This window comes from Streptomyces sp. NPDC050564 (genome assembly GCF_044457265.1).
In the GTDB taxonomy this organism is placed as follows: Bacteria; Actinomycetota; Actinomycetes; order Streptomycetales; family Streptomycetaceae; genus Streptomyces.
Genome location: NZ_JBITGS010000021.1, coordinates 121,597 through 137,677, shown reverse-complemented (window position 1 = coordinate 137,677; position 16,081 = coordinate 121,597). Strand labels below are relative to the sequence as shown.

The following is a 16,081-nucleotide window of genomic DNA, read 5'->3' as shown; positions in this document are numbered from 1 at the left end:
ACGGTGGCCGATTTCCGTGCCCTTACGCCGTAATTTCCGAGCCTGTGACCGCCTGTTTTCTTACCTGTGAGCCCGTGCACAGGCGGCGGAGAGAGCCGCTGGTTAGCATGGCGGGGTTGACGTACTTCGACCGACGTACCCACCGACGGGGGCTGGCGACACCATGGGCAGTGCTTCTTCGGGGTCTCCTGTGAGGCCTCGCAGCGCGGTTCGCCGCCGGTTCGACCTGCTCTTCAGGGAGATCGCCAAGTTCGGTGCGGTCGGTGGGGCGGGGCTGCTCGTCAACCTGCTCGTGTTCAACCTCGTACGCCATGTCACCGGGCTGCAGGTCGTGCGGGCCAGTGTCATCGCCACCGTCGTCGCGATCGTCTTCAACTACATCGGGTTCCGCTACTTCACCTACCGGGACCGCGACAAGGGTGGCCGCACCAAGGAGCTGACGCTCTTCCTGCTGTTCAGCGTGGTGGGGCTGGTCATCGAGAACGGCGTGCTGTACGCGGCGACGTACGGGTTCGGCTGGGACACCCCGCTGCAGAGCAACGTCTTCAAGTTCCTCGGCATCGGGGTCGCGACGCTGTTCCGGTTCTGGTCGTACCGCACATGGGTGTTCCGGGCGCTGCCGGCGCGGGAGGCTGTGGCCAGTGCGGAATCGTTCCTCGACGCGGGGGCGAAGCCTCGGCCGCGGGCCAAGGTGAACTGAAGCGATTCGGCTCCTTCGCGGCCGCCGGCTTCTTCGCCGCTCCGCGACCACCCGCTTCCCGGCGCTCCGCCGCTTCTTCGCCGCTTCTCCGCCGCTCCGCGGCGGGTTTCCCACCGACCCACCCGTGCGGGTAGGTCATGGGGTGGGCCTCGATGGGCGGCGGCGGGAGCCGCGCTCGAACCTCGCGAGGTCGACTCGGGCGGGCGGGCCGACCGGGTGCGAAGCCCGAGCCTCGTGAGGGGGGCTCTGCGGGACGGCCGTGGTGGTTCCGAGCGACCGCACCACGGCACTGCCGGGCAGGCCTGAGCCGCGGCCTCAGCCATAGCCAGGCAGGACGCTGCCGCGCAGCCGCGCCGTGGCTTGCGCGTCTCAGTCGAGGCCGGGGCTCACCGAGGCTCGGTCGAGGCCGGGCGCGGGTGGGGTTACCGGACCGTGCGCTCGTCTTCCTCTGTTGCGGGGGGCCTCTTCAGGGGCGTGCGGGAGAGGAACAGGCCGAAGACCGGCGGCTGGGCCTGGAGCATCTCCAGGCGGCCCCCGTCGGCCTCCGCCAGGTCGCGGGCGACGGCGAGCCCGATCCCCGTGGAGTTGCGGCCGCTGATCGTGCGCTCGAAGATCCGTGCGCCCAGGTCGGTGGGGACGCCGGGGCCCTCGTCCGTGACCTCGACGACGGCCTGGTTGCCGGTCACTCGGGTGCGCAGGGCGACGGTGCCGCCGCCGTGCATGAGGGAGTTCTCGATCAGCGCCGCCAGGACCTGCGCGACCGCGCCCGGTGTGCCGACCGCCCGCAGGTGCCGCTTGCCCGAGCTGACGATGGCGCGGCCCGCGCTGCGGTAGGCGGGGCGCCACTCCTCCAGCTGCTGCTTGATGACCTCGTCGAGGTCGAAGGAGACGGCGGAGCCGGTGCGCGGGTCGCGGGCATTGGTGAGCAGACGTTCGACGACGTCCGTGAGGCGCTCGACCTGCGTCAACGCGATCGTCGCCTCCTCCTTCACCGTGTCCGGATCGTCGGTGAGCGTGATCTCCTCCAACCGCATGGAGAGCGCCGTGAGGGGCGTACGGAGCTGGTGGGAGGCGTCGGCCGCGAGGCGGCGCTCGGCGGTGAGCATCCGCGCGATGCGCTCCGCGCTGCCGTCCAGAACGTCGGCGACGCGGTCCAGCTCCGGGACGCCGTACCGCTTGTGGCGCGGGCGGGGGTCGCCGGAGCCGAGCCGTTCCGCGGTCTCGGCGAGGTCGGTGAGCGGGGAGGCCAGGCGGTTGGCCTGGCGCACCGCGAGCAGCACGGCGGCGACGATCGCGAGCAGGGCGACGGCACCGATGATCAGGAGCGTACGGCCGACTTCGCGGGTCACCGACGAGCGCGGCTCCTCGACGGTGACGGTCTCGCCCTCCTCGCCCTTGGCGGTGGAGTGGATGACGTCGCCGGTGGGCTCCGTGCCGACCTCGATGGGCGGGCGGCCGGGGATCCTGATCATGGCGTAGCGCTGGTCCGCGACCTGGTTCTTGAAGACCGCCGCGGTGATGTTCTCGTCGCCGAGGATGCGGCTGTCCACGATGCTCGCCAGTCGCAGGGCCTCGGAGTCCACCCGCTCCTGGGCGCTGTTGCTGATCGTGCGGGTCTCGACGATGACGAGGGATACGCCGAAGACGGCGATCACCACGAGCACGACGGCGAGCGTGGACTGGATGAGACGGCGACGCACGGGGCCCTCCGGGCAGGTGGCTGTACGTGGTCCAGTGTGCCCTGACGCTGCGCCGGGCCTGGACGGGGTGGGTGCGGGCATCGTGCCGCGGGTCCGGTTTTCGCCCGCGCCTTCCCTACCCATCCCATCCCTGGGTGCTGCGCCCCCGGACCCCCCTTCGGCCTGAACGGCCTCGTCCTCGATCGCCGGACGGGCCAGTGCTGCCAGGCCCCGCCCCACAGGGGGCGCGGGGAACTGCGCGACCAGCCCCCACCCAACCGCGGCCGAGGAACGACCCGGCGGGGTCTGGGGCGCAGCCCCAGACCTGACGGAGAAGCGGGACGTCAGCTCTTCTCGAAGCGGAAACCCACGCCTCGTACCGTCGCGATGTAGCGAGGGTTCGCCGCGTCGTCGCCCAGCTTCTTGCGGAGCCAGGAGATGTGCATGTCGAGGGTCTTGGTCGACGACCACCACGTGGTGTCCCAGACCTCGCGCATGAGCTGGTCACGGGTGACGACGCGTCCGGCGTCACGGACGAGGACCCGCAGCAGGTCGAACTCCTTGGCCGTGAGCTGGAGTTCCTCGTCGCCCATCCACGCGCGGTGCGACTCGACGTCGATGCGCACCCCGTGCGTGGCGGGCGGCTGCTGCGGCTCGGCGGCGCCGCGTCGCAGCAGCGCCCGTACCCGGGCGAGGAGTTCGGCGAGCCGGAACGGCTTGGTGACGTAGTCGTCGGCGCCCGCGTCGAGGCCGACGACGGTGTCCACCTCGTCGGCGCGCGCGGTCAGGATGAGGATCGGGACGGTGTGGCCCTCGGAACGCAGCCGGCGGGCCACCTCCAGGCCGTCCATGCCGGGCAGGCCCAGGTCCAGAACGACCAGGTCGACGCCGCCCTGCATTCCGGCGTCGAGCGCGGTGGGTCCGTCCTCGCGCACCTCGACCTCGTAGCCTTCCCGGCGCAATGCGCGGGCCAGCGGCTCCGAGATGGACGCGTCGTCCTCGGCGAGCAGTACTCGGGTCATGGGGTGATGGTAGTCCGCCACGGACAAGTGCTGTGGGGCGATCGGCCTCCGTGATTCACACCCGCCACCAGTGTGATTCTTACCTGCGGCTGTGGGATGCGATCCTGGTAAGCACCTTCGAATAGGCGTCCCCGGTTCCATGATCGCCTGTGATCCATGTCTCAAGTCCTTCCATATGCGGCATTGACATGTCGTATGGTGACCAGACGCCTGTAGCACCACACCGGGACCTTTGGCGAGTGTTCGACGCTGAAGGTCTCTTTTGTGTGCGGGCTGGTGTTCGCCAGCCTTGAAAGGAATGACCTGTGGCCGGGCCCGAGCGCGCTGACGCGTGAAGGGCGTGGATCCCGGTGGTCGCCGTCCACCGCTTCGCAATCCGGAGCGGAATCCCCGTGGGCGTGGGGGTGGATGGTCGTACCCCGCCGGTGCCGGCCGCCCCCCCACCGGGCGCGCGACGCTCAAGCAGCGCGTCCCGACCAGCAAGGAACGACCATGGCGTCCAGCCTGACGAAGGACTCGGTCACCCCGGGCACCCCCGGTTCCGAGAAGACCTTCTTCGGCCACCCCCGCGGACTGGCCACTCTCTTCATGACCGAGATGTGGGAGCGTTTCTCCTACTACGGCATGAAGGCACTGCTCCCGCTGTACCTGGTGGCACCGGGCGGCCTGCACCTGAGCGCGGCCACCGCGACCGCGATCTACTCGGTGTACCTCTCGCTCGTGTACCTGCTCGCGCTGCCGGGCGGCTGGTTCGCCGACCGTGTCCTCGGCCCCCGCAAGACGGTCGCCGTCGCGGGTGTGATCATCATGCTGGGCCACCTCACGCTGGCTCTGCCCTCGTCCGGCACCTTCTACGGCGGCCTCGGCCTCGTCGCGATCGGTTCCGGTCTGCTGAAGGCCAACATCTCCACGATGGTCGGCCACCTCTACGACGGCCCGGACGACGCGCGCCGTGACGGTGGCTTCACCCTCTTCTACATCGGCATCAACCTCGGTGCCTTCGCCGCGCCGCTGATCATCGGCACCGTCGGTGAGAACGTGAACTGGCACCTGGGCTTCGCGCTCGCCGCGCTCGGCATGGCCCTCGGCCTCGCCCAGTACCTGCTCGGCGGCCGTCACCTCAGCGCCCGCTCGCACGAGGTCCCCACCCCGCTGTCCGCCGAGGAGAAGGCCGCGACGCTGCGCAAGTCCGCGCTGTGGGCCGCCGTCGCCGTCGTCTTCTACGCGATCGTCGGCTTCTCCGGTCACTACACGTTGAACTGGCTGCTGGTCCCGATCACGCTCGCCGGTCTGATCATCCCGATCATGGTCATCGGCCGCATCAAGCGGGACAAGGACCTGGACCGCGCCGAGCAGTCGAAGATGTCCGCGTACATCTGGTTCTTCGTCGCCGCGGCCGTCTTCTGGATGATCTACGACCAGGGCGGCTCGACGATGTCGATCTTCGCCGACTCCTCCGCCGAGAACACCATCTTCGGCTGGGAGTTCCCGGTCTCCTGGTACCAGTCCGTCAACCCGGTCATGATCATGGCGCTCGCCCCGGTCTTCGCCTGGGCGTGGCTGGCGCTGAACAAGCGCGGCAAGGAGCCGAGCACGGCCACGAAGTTCGCGTCGGGTCTGATCCTGATCGGCGCCTCCTTCTTCCTCTTCCTGGCTCCGCTGACGATCGCCGAGGGCGGTCACAAGGCCGCCGCGATGTGGCTGGTCGCCATCTACTTCGTGCAGACCGTCGGTGAACTGACGCTCTCTCCGGTCGGCCTCTCCGTCACCACGAAGATGGCCCCGGCGAAGTACGCCTCCCAGATGATGGGTGTCTGGTTCCTGGCCGTCACCGCCGGTGACGCCACGACCGGTCTCCTCTCCATCGCCGAGGTCGACCTCAACAAGACGGGCATCGTCGCCCTGGAGGCCACGCTCGCCGTGATCGCCGGTGTCGCGGTGTGGATGTACCGCAAGAAGGTCAAGCAGCTGATGGGCGACGTCCACTGACGTAACGCCGGCTGACGCCTGATGTCCGAAGGGCTCCCGCACCACCCGGTGCGGGAGCCCTTCGGGGTTTCCAGCACGTTCACGGCTGGGACAACGCGCCGAGTCGGCTCGGCAGGAGCCCGGCCATGGCGCGGACCGCGATGCCCACAGCGCGTTCGTCCGCGGCGGGGCGTGCGGTGTCCCGTTGAATCCGGCGTCCGGGTTCGCGACGCCGAGGAAGAACATCGCTCCGGGTACGTCCCGCAGGCAGAGGGCGAAGTCCTCGCCGTTGAAGGGGAACGAGGCGTGGTGAACCGTCACGGCGTCGGCGCCGAGCGAGCCCCGCAGATACGCGGCGCCCGCTTCGCTCAAGTCGGGTGAGCACACCATGGAGGGGAACGGCTCCGCCGGGAGCGCGACCCGGACGCCGCTCAGGGAAGCCACGGATTCCCGTACCGCGGCGCGTATCCCGGCGTATCCGCTGTCGGGCCAGGTGCGCAGCCACACCCGTACGACCGCGCCCCCGTCCCTCGGGGCCGGCGCGGCGTCGGCGACGACGAAGCGGGCCAGGGGGCCGTCCGGTGTCCGGAGGTCGTCCCAGAGCCGCGCGACCGCCTCGGACGTGTGCGGGTACTCGACGGTCGACCACCCCTCGACCAGGGCGGCGAACCGCTCGGCGTCGGCGGCGGCCTCCGGTCCGGTGAGCTCGACCTGGAAATGGTCCTGGCCGGGCGCCCCGAAGCCCGGCATGACCGCGAACGTGCCCACCGGGGAAGGCGGCGCAGTGCGATCAGCTCTTCGTCGATCCCGGTCGCGATCTCGTCGATCGCCTCACCTTCCAGCTCCCCTGCCATGCGCGGGAGGCTATGTCTCCGGGGCCCGGGGTGCGGGGCACATACGGCGAACCCCGCACCCGCGCGGTGCAGATGGGTGGGGACGGCTCAGCGCAGGCGCCGTCCCGGCAGGAACGTGAAGACCGCTCCGCCTAGCAGGATCACCGTCCCCGCGACCAGTCCGAGCGCCTTGAGCGCGCCGTGGCTGTCGGAGCCCGTCTCCGCCAGACCCCCGCTGGACGATGTGTCACCGGAGCCGGACGAGCCGCCCCCCGACGCGCCGCTCGCCTGTTCCGCGGTGTCCAGGGTCAGGGAGACCTCCGTCTTGGACGGCGTGCAGGTCGTGGTCGTGCCCAGGGCCTGCACGGTCAGGACGCCCGGGGAGAGGGTCGAACTGCCGCTGGCGCCGGGCTTGTAGGTGCCCGTGAGGTCGGGGATCTCGATCGGGTCGCCCGACTTGATCTCCTTGGCGTTGGTGGGGCCCTCGACATGGACCGTGCCCTTGTCGGAGCCGCCCAGCACGACCTCCATCGACGGCTTGACCGAGTCCGCGGGGATGTCGGCCGGGCTGTCCATCACGGACTTCTTGAACTGGACGGTGAGGTCGAAACTCCCGCCGTTCTTCTTGGCGTTGATCTGCACCGGGGACGTGGCGCTCTTGTCGCCGATGGGCGTCTTGCACTGGTAGGGGATGGAGACTTCCTTGCCGGTGAAGTCCGTCTGGCCGCCGCTGTCGCCCCCGGTGGAGTCGCCGCCCGCGTCGCTTCCGCCGGTGCCCCCGGTGTCGCTCGCGCTCGGCGCCGGCGTGGAGGAGCCCGTGGGCAGCTCCGTCGGCAGTGTCGGCAGCCCCGTCGGCAGGGTCGGTGTCCCCGTCGGAAGCCCGCCCGTCGTACCGCCCGAACTCCCGCCGCTCCCCGTCACCTTGATCGTCGCCGCGGACTGCACCGTCTCCTTGGGGGTGCACTTCGTGTCCGTGGACACGGGCTTGCTGACATTGATGTTGTACGCGTCCGGGGTCAGCGTGACGTCACCCGCCGCCGTCAGTTTCAGCTTGCCCGTCATGTCGGACAGTTTCATGTCGCTGTTCTTGGGGATCGCCGGGTTCGACCGGGGCCCTTCCATGGCGATGTCGGCCGTCTGCGCACCGCCCGCCTTCAGCGTGCCGGTCGGCTTGACCGTGTCCTTCTCCAGGTCGATGACGTCGGGATTCTTCGACGCCGCCTGGACGAACTTCCATGTGATGGTGACCTCGTCGCCCACCTTCGCCTCGGCGGGCGCGGTGATCTCCACCTTCGTCGTGCCCTCGACCGGGGGGAGCCCGGAGATCGAGGGCGGAACGCATTCCGTCTTGTACGAAACCTCGGCCGCCTGGGCCGGGGCCGCGGCCACACCCAGCAGGATGCCCGCGCCGCCGAGCATCAGCGCGACCCCGGCCGCGCTCACTCTCCGTCCGGCCGCCGGTACCACTCTCCGTTGCGTGCTCACGTATTTCCCTTCGTCGTCGGGCTGTTCTCTTGCGGTGCGGAGAGCTGACCGTTCTCCGTGGTGCCCGGATCGCTGTCCGGCGTGAACCACGGCAGGGTCGGGGTCGTGGAGGTCTTCGACGCCACCGGCGCGGAGGCCGGTGGCGGGCTCAACTTCGGCATACGGAGGGCGAGTTCGGGCAGGTGCAGACCCCGGTGACGGCCCCCGCGCCCGTTCGACCTGTGCGGCCGCACCCGGTCCACCACGGTCATCCCGATGCGGAACACCGCGCCCGGCACGACCACGCAGAGCAGGATCCAGAAGAGGGTCACGCCCCAGGGGCGGCCCACGCCCCACGGCTGCTCGGCGAGCACCTTGCCGCCGTACTTCAGGGAGACCATGTAGTCGCCGTGCGCACCGGCCGACAGCTCGACGGGGAGTTTGATCTGCGCCTTGCGGCCCGGCGCGATCGTGCCGCGCCACTGCTGTTCCTCCCACTGCGGGGCGAACACCCCGTGGGAGGTGCCGACCTGGAAGACCGGGTTCTTCACGGGAGCCGTGCCGACATTGCCGACGGTGAAGACGAGCTTGCGGGAGGGCGGCGAGCCGAACCAGGTGAGCAGGCCGCTCGCCCCGTCGAGCCGGGTGTCCGTCAGCACCGAGAGCCGCCCGCCGCTCTCCTCCTTCGGCAGCGGCTCGACCGAGTGCCCGGCCACCATGAAGATGGCGTCCGCCTCCGCTTTCTCCCCCGTGACCGTGGCGACGTGCACCACGCACGGACACGGCTTGGGCGGCTCGGTGACCGGCAGCCGCTTGCTGAAACTGCCCTTCGCGTCGGTGGTGACGGCCCGGCCGTCCGCGTTGGCACAGGAGTTGGTGCCGCCGATCACGCCCCGGGACGGCACGGACTGCCCGCAGATCAGCATCATCAGCAAGGTCTTGGACCGCCATCCGCTGCCGGTCACCGTGATCGAACCGCCCGTTCCTGCCTGGGACTTGGACAGCTTCACACTCGGCTTCCCGTCGGCGGACACCGCGGCCGTCCCCGTCAGCGGGACCAGGACGAGCGCGAGCACCGCCCCCAGCGCCGCCATCCGCACCTTGACGCTCACGACACCGCTCCCGTCAACTCGACTTCCGTACGCGGCTCTTCCTCACGCGCCTCGCCGCCCGGCCCACGGCGCCTGTGTCGTCGTAGGACCAGCCAGGCGCCCACCGCCGCCGCGAGTCCGCCCCCGGTCCCCACGACCGCGCCCCACGGCACGAACCGTGCTGACGCGGACTCCGTGTCGTGCGCCCCGCCCGCCGCCGTCACCGTCAGCCGCACGTCGACCGCGTCCAGCGCCGGGGTGTCGTGCCACGGTTCGCTGAGCGTGACGCGGCGGCCCGGCAGGAGTTCGAGGGGCAGCGTGCGCGGGGCGCGGTCGAGAAGCTCGCCGAAGACGCCGTCGGCGTGCACCGCGAGCGTCGGGGTGAGGACGGTGGTGCCGCGGTTGACCAGCTCGTACGAGATCCGGCCGGCGCGCACGGCGACATGCTCGACGGTGAGGGCCGACAACGTCGGTCCGCTCACCCGCAGTTGGACCCGCACCGCCGAGGTTCGGCCGCCGCCGCTCGCGACGACCGCGCCGGGGTGGTCGCCGGGCGCCGCGCCCGCCGGGACGCTCAGGGTGAACGGCACGTCGGCGCGGGTGTGCGCGGGAACCCGTACGGACACCTCGCGCACCGCCGTCCGGTGGCCGTCCCTCTCCCGCGCGAAGCCGATCCACGCGCCGGTGTCCGTCGACTTCCTCCGTACGGTGAAGCCGCCGCCCTTGGTGTTGTCGGCGTCCGCGCCGCGCAGCCGGACGGTGAGCGGCCGCGCACCCGGGTTGAGCACGGACACGGCGTCCTGCAGGACCGTGCCGGGCGCACCCTCCGCGTAGACGTACGGCCGACCGTCCGCCGTACCCGCTGTACTCGCGGACGGCACCACGGACCAGCCGTCGTCGGCCAGGGCCGGGGGCACCGGTGCCGTGATCGACAACACCAAGGTCAGGCCCAGCACGCGGGCAGCGGAGAGTGCGTACGGCACAAGCGGCTCCCAAATACGGAGGCGGCGCTCAGCGCCTCCTTGAGGGGCGGTGGTCGGGCGACGGGTGGGCGTACGACATACCAGGTGTCTCAGCGGCGTACCGCCTGATGCCTGCGCGTCAGCCACAGCACGCCCGCCGCGCCGGCGAGCAGCACCGTGCCGCCGAGGGTGCCGAGGGCGATCGCCGAGTCCTCGGGGCCGGTCTGCGGGAGCTGGCCGCCGGAGTCGGAACCGCTCTGCGTCTGGCCGGAACTCGACGATCCCGAACCGCCGCTCGCGGCCGTGACGTCGAGGGTCAGCGAGGGCTTCGGATTGTTCGACGGCGTGCAGGTGGTCGTCGTGCCGAGCGCCTTGATGGTGAGCACGCCCGCGGTGAAGGTGACCGTGCCGGACTTCTTCGGCGTGTACGTGCCGCTCAAGTCGCTGATCTTGATGGGAGTGTTGGCGGGGATCGCGGCGGCGTTGGCCGGGCCGCTCACGGGCACCGTGCCGCTGTCCGCGCCACCCACCTTGATCACGGCGCTCGGCTTCATCGCCCCCTTGCCCAGCTCCACCGGACTGGAGGAGACGCCCTTCTGCCAGGACATGGTGAGCTTGTAGCCGCTGCCGCTCTTGACGCTCTTGATGTCGATCGGCGAGACGGCGCTCTTGTCGCCGATCGGCGTCTTGCACTGGTAGTTGACGTTCACCACGTCGGCCTGGGCGGCGGGGGCGGCCATCAGCACCGCCGAGCCGGCCAGGGCCGCGGCGAACGCGAGCGCGGCGGTTCGTTTCTGGTACGTCCGGTACGACACCTCGAAGTCCCCTCGTCGCCGAAATTTACTGACGGCACATCAGATTGGGCGCTCAAAGTACGCCCGGGGTCTTGTGGAGGGAAGACAAAGTGCGCGCCGGATCTGAGGAGATCCGGCGCGCATACGGCGACGTACGAAGAGGGGTTCGAACCCTGGGTAACCCCAGATGACGGTTACGCGGGCGCCCCGAGCTCCGCCCACACGGTCTTGCCCGCGACCCCCGGAGTCCGCACGACCCCCCAGTCGAGGCACAGCCGCTGCACGATGAACATCCCGTGGCCGCCGGGGCGTCCGGCGCGGTGCGGGGTGCGCGGGGCGGGCTGGCCGGTGCCCCGGTCGGAGACCTCGAGGCGCAGCACCTTGCTGTCGCAGGCGATCCAGAGTTCGTCCGGGCCCTCGGCGTGCAGACAGGCGTTGGTGACAAGCTCGGAGACGACCAGCAGGACGTCCTCGGCGGCGGCCCGCCGGTCGGCGCTCGCGGCGGGCAGCCAGCCCCAGGCGTGAAGCGCCTGACGGGTGAAGTCGCGAGCGAGCGGCACGACTCCGCTCGCGCCGTCGAAGTTCAGCCTGCGGGCCTGACGGCCTGCGGAGGGGACGGCAACGCCGCCCCGGGACGCGCCGTCTCCGGGCGTCACGCCGTCCGCGGACGCCCCGGAAGCGCCGCCGTCACCCGACTCCGGGCCGCGGTCGCCCGGCGAGTAAGGCCGGGTGGTGCTCATCAGCGCTTCACCTCACCGATTCACCGGTTCACGATTCAAGACTCAGTACTCAGTACGTAGGGATCAACGGCGCGTTCGCCGCTTTGGCTGCCGACATATGCGCTGCCGACGTGTTCAGGATGTCTCCTGCCCGACCGAACCGTCCGAACACCCACTTATTCGGCACGGAAGATGTGACGCAAGTAACGCGGCGATCACATGGGGGCAACTGAGTCACAACTTCGACGTCGCCGGGGCCGGGCGGATCAGTCGGCCAGGGCCGCGTCGAGCGTCTCGTGGACGGTGAAGACGGCCTCCGCCCCGGTGATCTCGAAGACCCGGGCCACCACCGGCTGCATCCCGGCCAGATGAACCCCGCCACCCGCGGCCTCGGCCTTCAGCCGGGCGCCGAGCAGCACATTGAGCCCGGTGGAATCACAGAATTCGAGACGTGAGCAGTCGACCACCAGACGGGCATACCCCTTGTCGAGGCAGTCCTCGAGTGGCTCACGCAACAAATCGGCCGTGTGGTGATCCAACTCACCCGCGGGGGTCACGACGGCGCTTGAGCCCTCTTCCCGCACCTCGACAAGAAGCCGGCCCGACTGTGCGCTGCCGACCGTCCCGCGGTCCATGCCGTCTCTCTCCCGAGCGTCGCGACTGCTGATGTACGCACTCGAACACTACGCCTTCCTCACGACCCCTGACACCCGAACAACCCCATGAAAACGGACATTTAGCAATGAAACGCACTTGCGACAAGCTCACGAAAGCGGGTAGGGCTAGTAGAGACAGCTATTCGACACGGCCGGCTTTGGAGGCGCCGCACACCGCAGTGCACGAATTGGCATCGGCGGCCATATGCCGAGAACGATGGAGGACACCATGTCACCCCGGCTCGACGCATCGCAGACCCAGACGGCGACGTCGGCACCCCCTCTGGGACGCCCGGAGCACCTCGACGAAGCCGATGGAACCAGCGGATTCGACGGACTCGACGGACTCGACGGACTCCCGGAGATCCCCCCTTACGACGAGGTGGGGCCGGTGGACGCACGGGCCCTGTCCAAAACACTCTTCGAGCGGCTGGAGTCCCTCGAAGAAGGCACGTACGAGTACTCGTACGTGCGCAACACACTCGTGGAACTCAACCTCGCGCTGGTGAAGTTCGCCGCCTCCCGCTTCCGCTCCCGCAGCGAGCCGATGGAGGACATCATCCAGGTCGGCACGATCGGCCTGATCAAGGCGATCGACCGCTTCGAACTGAGCCGAGGCGTCGAGTTCCCCACCTTCGCGATGCCGACCATCATCGGCGAGATCAAGCGCTTCTTCCGCGACACCTCATGGTCCGTGCGCGTACCGCGCAGGCTGCAGGAACTCCGCCTGGACCTGGCCAAGGCGGGCGACGAACTCGCCCAGAGACTCGATCGCGCTCCGACGGTGGGAGAGCTGGCGGAACGCCTCGGTCTCAGCAACGACGAGGTCGTCGAGGGCATGGCGGCCTCCAACGCCTACACGGCCAGTTCGCTCGACGCCCAGCCCGAGGAGGACGACTCCGAGGGCGCGCTCGCGGACCGCATCGGCTACGAGGACCACGGACTCGAAGGCATCGAGTACGTGGAGTCCCTGAAGCCGCTGATAGCCGAACTCCCGGCGCGTGACCGCCAGATCCTCTCGCTGCGCTTTGTCGCCAATATGACCCAGTCCGAGATCGGCGACGAACTCGGCATCTCCCAGATGCATGTCTCCCGGCTGCTGTCGCGCACGCTCGTGCGGCTGCGGAAGGGGCTGACGGTCGAGGACTGACGTCCCGCTGTCGCGTTGTGCGCCCGGTACCCCAAGTGAGGGGGTGCCGGGCGCAGTTACAGCTTGGCATCGGACGGGGTTACCCACGGGAACCCCTTTCCCCAAAGGTTCACCTCCATCACTATGGGCACCCCCATACCCGCCAGTAGGTCAGGGCTACGGCGGGCAGAGCACCGGGGATGCGAGGAGGCACGGGAATGGCTGGGGCCGGCCGGACCGACGCTGAGGACGACGGGCACGGTTACGAGGGCGAGCACGAAGCTGACGCCGAGGGCAGGGGCATGTTCGCCACCGTCTCGGACGCACGGCTCACCGAACTGCTGCGCGCCGAGACCGCGACCGCGTATCCGGCGCTGCGCGAACTACGCCTGCGCCACCGGTCGGCGGTCCTCTCGTACGCCCGGCTGTGCACGGTGGGCGAGTCCGCCGCACGGCAGCTCACGGCCCAGGCGTTCGCCCTCGCGGCCCGCGACACCGCGCGCGGCATCGATCCCCGGGGGCCCTGGCGCCACCGGCTGCTGCTCCTGACAGTGCGGGTGGCCGCTTCCTGGGCCATGGACGAGCGCGGGAGCCGCCTCGACCCCGGCCTGCTCGTCCACTTCCGTGAGGCGGGCCCGGACGGAGCCGTGCCGCCGATGCTCAACGCGTTCCAGGCGCTGCCGACCCGCGTCCAGGGACTCGTCTGGTACGGCGTCGTCGACGAGGAGCCCGACACCAGGACCGCGATGCTCCTCGGGGCCACGCCCCCGGACGTGACCTACGGCAAGGAGTCCGCGTTCCAGACGCTGCGCCAGGCCTGCCTCAAGACCCGCCTCGCCCGCTCCGGCAACCCCCGCTGCCAGGACTTCCGCCGGCTGATCGAGGAGGCCGCGCACCCCGAGAACCCGCGCTACAGCGTCGACCTGCAGGCCCACATGGCGCACTGCGCGCACTGCGCCGCCGGGTACGAGGAGCTGGGCGCCCTGCGGGACACCCCGCGCGAGGCGCTGGCGGAGGGGCTGCTGCCGTGGGGCGGGGCGGCGTACGTGATGGGTGGCACGGACGGGACGCCGACTCACTCGAAGGCGAAGGCTGGTGGGGACTGGCTGCCCTCCCGGCGCGTCGTCCTCGCCTCGGCCGCGCTCGGCGTCGCGGTGGCGCCGCTGCTGCTGTTCCTGCTGATGTCGGGCGGATCGGAGCCCACGAAGACGGCCGGTTCGGTACGGACCCCTCAGGCACCGCCTCCGGTGACGGTGACCGCGACGGTCTCACTGCCCCCGTCGCCGTCCGCCACACACAGGACCAAGTCTCCTTCCCCCACGGCGACTTCCCGGCCCGCGAAGACACCTTCGCCGACCCGTTCGTCCCCGAAGCCCTCTCCCACGCACACCGCGTCCCACCCCCCGAACGGCACCTTCGCCCAGGTGGTGAACGCCGACTCGGGACTCTGCCTGGACATCCGCGACGGCGACATCGAGGAGGGCAACGACGTCATCACGGCCCGCTGCACCTCGTCCCGCACCCAGATGTGGCGCGTCGACACCGACCGCGGCGTCCTCCAGTCGTACGCCGACCCCGACTTCTGCCTCGACAGCCGCGGCTCCACGGACAGAGGTGTCGGCATCTGGGAGTGCCGGTCGGTCTACGGCCGCAACGGCATGAACCTGCGCTTCACGGTCGACGGCGACGGCGTGATCCGCCCGGACATCGCCCCGGACCACGCGGTCACGCCGTACGGCGACGGGCTCTTCCTCGCTCCTGAGCAGGGGCGGGAGGAGCAGCGGTGGCGGGCGGGTTCCGCCGCCGCGTGAGCGCCGCCCCGACCGCTATGCGACGGGAGCCCCACGCCGCCAGACCTCCGACACCAGCGGCACCCCCGGCCGGTACGCCAGGTGCACATGGCTCGGGGCGTCGAGGAAGGCCAGGTCGGCGTAGGCGCCCGGCGTCAGACGGCCGATGTCGTCACGGCGCAGCGCCGCCGCACCGCCTGCCGTCGCCGACCAGAGGGCCTCGTCCGGGGTCATGCGCATGTCCCGTACCGCCAGCGCGATGCAGAACGGCACCGACGAGGTGAAGGACGAACCCGGGTTGCAGTCCGTGGAGAGGGCGACGGTGACACCCGCGTCCAGCAGGCGGCGCGCGTCCGGCCACTCGGCGCGGGTGGAGAACTCGGCGCCGGGAAGCAGCGTCGCGACGGTGTTGCCGCTCGCCAGCGCGTCCACGTCCGCGTCCGTCAGGTGGGTGCAGTGGTCGGCGCTGGCCGCGTCCAGTTCGACGGCGAGCTGGACGCCGGGGCCGTACGAGAGCTGGTTGGCGTGGACCCGCGGGTGCAGGCCCTTCGCCTTGCCCGCCATGAGGATCGCGCGGGCCTGGTCGCCGTCGAAGGCGCCCTTCTCGCAGAAGACGTCGACCCACCGGGCGTACGGGGCACAAGCGTCGAGCATCTCGCCGGTCACCAGGGCCACGTACGCCGCCGGGTCGTCGGCGTAGTCCGGCGGGACGATGTGCGCGCCGAGGTAGGTGACCTCGTCGGTGTGCGCGGCCGCGAGGCGCAGGGCCCGTGCCTCGTCCTCGACGGTGAGGCCGTAGCCCGACTTGGTCTCGAAGGTGGTGGTGCCCTGGCGCAGGGCCTCTCCGAGATAGTGCGTGAGGTTGCGCTCCAGGTCCTCGTCGCTCGCGGCGCGGGTCGCGGCGACCGTGGTGCGGATGCCTCCCGCGCTGTAGCTGCGGCCCGACATGCGGGCGTTGAACTCCTGGGTGCGGTCGCCCGCGAAGACCAGGTGCGAGTGGGAGTCGACGAAGCCCGGGATCACCGCGCGGCCACCGGCGTCGACGCGATTGTCGGTGGCGGGTGCTTTGCTTGATTCACCGGTCCACGCGACGCGGTCGCCGTCGATGACGACGGCCGCGTCCTGGATCAGACCGAGGGGGGAGTTGTCACCGAGGGAGGGGTCGTTGGTGACCAGGCCGGCGATGTTGGTGATGACCGTCGTGCTGCTCATGGTGTCCTCGTGGGTGGCGGGACCGGGGGTGACCGGACCGCGGGTGGCGGGACCGGTGGTGG

Annotated in this window: 13 protein-coding genes; 4 read left to right on the top strand and 9 right to left on the bottom strand. The window is 70.4% G+C overall.

Annotated elements, in window-relative coordinates; all coding sequences use genetic code 11:
- The first annotated feature begins 163 nt into the window (after positions 1-163).
- Entirely contained in the window at positions 164-700 is a 537-nt protein-coding gene (locus tag ACIBK0_RS30735) for a GtrA family protein (protein WP_399087082.1), read from the top strand.
- A gap of 422 nt (positions 701-1,122) precedes the next feature.
- Here ACIBK0_RS30735 and ACIBK0_RS30730 read toward each other — a convergent pair whose 3' ends face one another.
- Together ACIBK0_RS30730 and ACIBK0_RS30725 are read right to left on the bottom strand one after the other, a co-directional pair.
- On the bottom strand, positions 1,123-2,400 hold the full coding sequence (locus ACIBK0_RS30730; protein ID WP_399087080.1) for an ATP-binding protein: 1,278 nt from the start codon (positions 2,398-2,400) through the stop codon (positions 1,123-1,125).
- Positions 2,401-2,723: 323 nt separating this feature from the next.
- On the bottom strand, positions 2,724-3,401 hold the full coding sequence (locus ACIBK0_RS30725; RefSeq protein ID WP_399087078.1) for a response regulator transcription factor: 678 nt from the start codon (positions 3,399-3,401) through the stop codon (positions 2,724-2,726).
- Positions 3,402-3,893: 492 nt separating this feature from the next.
- On the opposite strand from ACIBK0_RS30725, the gene ACIBK0_RS30720 reads away from it, so the two are divergent.
- Positions 3,894-5,390, top strand: a complete 1,497-nt coding sequence (locus tag ACIBK0_RS30720; protein WP_399087076.1) for an oligopeptide:H+ symporter — start codon at positions 3,894-3,896, stop codon at positions 5,388-5,390.
- Between the two features lie 920 nt (positions 5,391-6,310).
- On the opposite strand, the gene ACIBK0_RS30715 is transcribed toward ACIBK0_RS30720, so the two are convergent.
- From ACIBK0_RS30715 to ACIBK0_RS30690, 6 genes are all read right to left on the bottom strand, one after another.
- Positions 6,311-7,621, bottom strand: coding sequence for a hypothetical protein (locus ACIBK0_RS30715; RefSeq protein ID WP_399087194.1), 1,311 nt, complete (start codon positions 7,619-7,621; stop codon positions 6,311-6,313).
- A gap of 62 nt (positions 7,622-7,683) precedes the next feature.
- The gene (locus ACIBK0_RS30710; protein WP_399087192.1) at positions 7,684-8,760 is read right to left on the bottom strand and encodes a hypothetical protein; all 1,077 of its coding nucleotides are present in this window, start codon (positions 8,758-8,760) and stop codon (positions 7,684-7,686) included.
- Between the two features lie 14 nt (positions 8,761-8,774).
- Positions 8,775-9,740, bottom strand: coding sequence for a hypothetical protein (locus ACIBK0_RS30705; RefSeq protein ID WP_399087074.1), 966 nt, complete (start codon positions 9,738-9,740; stop codon positions 8,775-8,777).
- An 89-nt stretch (positions 9,741-9,829) separates the two neighbouring features.
- Positions 9,830-10,534 carry an LPXTG cell wall anchor domain-containing protein gene (locus tag ACIBK0_RS30700; RefSeq protein WP_399087072.1) on the bottom strand — a complete coding sequence of 235 codons (705 nt, stop codon included), beginning with the start codon at positions 10,532-10,534 and terminating at the stop codon, positions 9,830-9,832.
- A gap of 173 nt (positions 10,535-10,707) precedes the next feature.
- Complete coding sequence (locus ACIBK0_RS30695) at positions 10,708-11,253, bottom strand: ATP-binding protein (RefSeq protein ID WP_399087070.1); 546 nt, start codon at positions 11,251-11,253, stop codon at positions 10,708-10,710.
- Positions 11,254-11,498: 245 nt separating this feature from the next.
- Positions 11,499-11,867, bottom strand: a complete 369-nt coding sequence (locus ACIBK0_RS30690; protein WP_399087068.1) for an STAS domain-containing protein — start codon at positions 11,865-11,867, stop codon at positions 11,499-11,501.
- 238 nt (positions 11,868-12,105) lie between these two features.
- Between ACIBK0_RS30690 and ACIBK0_RS30685 the strand changes: the two genes are divergently transcribed.
- Complete coding sequence (locus ACIBK0_RS30685; RefSeq protein WP_399087066.1) at positions 12,106-13,038, top strand: RNA polymerase sigma factor SigF; 933 nt, start codon at positions 12,106-12,108, stop codon at positions 13,036-13,038.
- A gap of 197 nt (positions 13,039-13,235) precedes the next feature.
- On the top strand, positions 13,236-14,828 hold the full coding sequence (locus ACIBK0_RS30680) for a ricin-type beta-trefoil lectin domain protein (RefSeq protein ID WP_399087064.1): 1,593 nt from the start codon (positions 13,236-13,238) through the stop codon (positions 14,826-14,828).
- Between the two features lie 15 nt (positions 14,829-14,843).
- Here the strand turns inward: ACIBK0_RS30680 and hutI are convergent, their stop codons facing one another.
- Positions 14,844-16,019 carry an imidazolonepropionase gene (gene hutI, locus ACIBK0_RS30675; protein WP_399087062.1) on the bottom strand — a complete coding sequence of 392 codons (1,176 nt, stop codon included), beginning with the start codon at positions 16,017-16,019 and terminating at the stop codon, positions 14,844-14,846.
- Between the last annotated feature and the right edge of the window lie 62 nt (positions 16,020-16,081).

Coding starts and splice junctions, on each gene's coding strand:
- ACIBK0_RS30735 (WP_399087082.1), top strand. CDS start 164: ATGGGCAGTGCTTCTTCGGGGTCTCCTGTGAGGCCTCGCAGCGCGGTT.
- ACIBK0_RS30725 (WP_399087078.1), bottom strand. CDS start 3,401: ATGACCCGAGTACTGCTCGCCGAGGACGACGCGTCCATCTCGGAGCCG.
- ACIBK0_RS30720 (WP_399087076.1), top strand. CDS start 3,894: ATGGCGTCCAGCCTGACGAAGGACTCGGTCACCCCGGGCACCCCCGGT.
- ACIBK0_RS30715 (WP_399087194.1), bottom strand. CDS start 7,621: ATGCTCGGCGGCGCGGGCATCCTGCTGGGTGTGGCCGCGGCCCCGGCC.
- ACIBK0_RS30710 (WP_399087192.1), bottom strand. CDS start 8,760: ATGGCGGCGCTGGGGGCGGTGCTCGCGCTCGTCCTGGTCCCGCTGACG.
- ACIBK0_RS30695 (WP_399087070.1), bottom strand. CDS start 11,253: ATGAGCACCACCCGGCCTTACTCGCCGGGCGACCGCGGCCCGGAGTCG.
- ACIBK0_RS30690 (WP_399087068.1), bottom strand. CDS start 11,867: ATGGACCGCGGGACGGTCGGCAGCGCACAGTCGGGCCGGCTTCTTGTC.
- ACIBK0_RS30685 (WP_399087066.1), top strand. CDS start 12,106: ATGGAGGACACCATGTCACCCCGGCTCGACGCATCGCAGACCCAGACG.
- ACIBK0_RS30680 (WP_399087064.1), top strand. CDS start 13,236: ATGGCTGGGGCCGGCCGGACCGACGCTGAGGACGACGGGCACGGTTAC.
- hutI (WP_399087062.1), bottom strand. CDS start 16,019: ATGAGCAGCACGACGGTCATCACCAACATCGCCGGCCTGGTCACCAAC.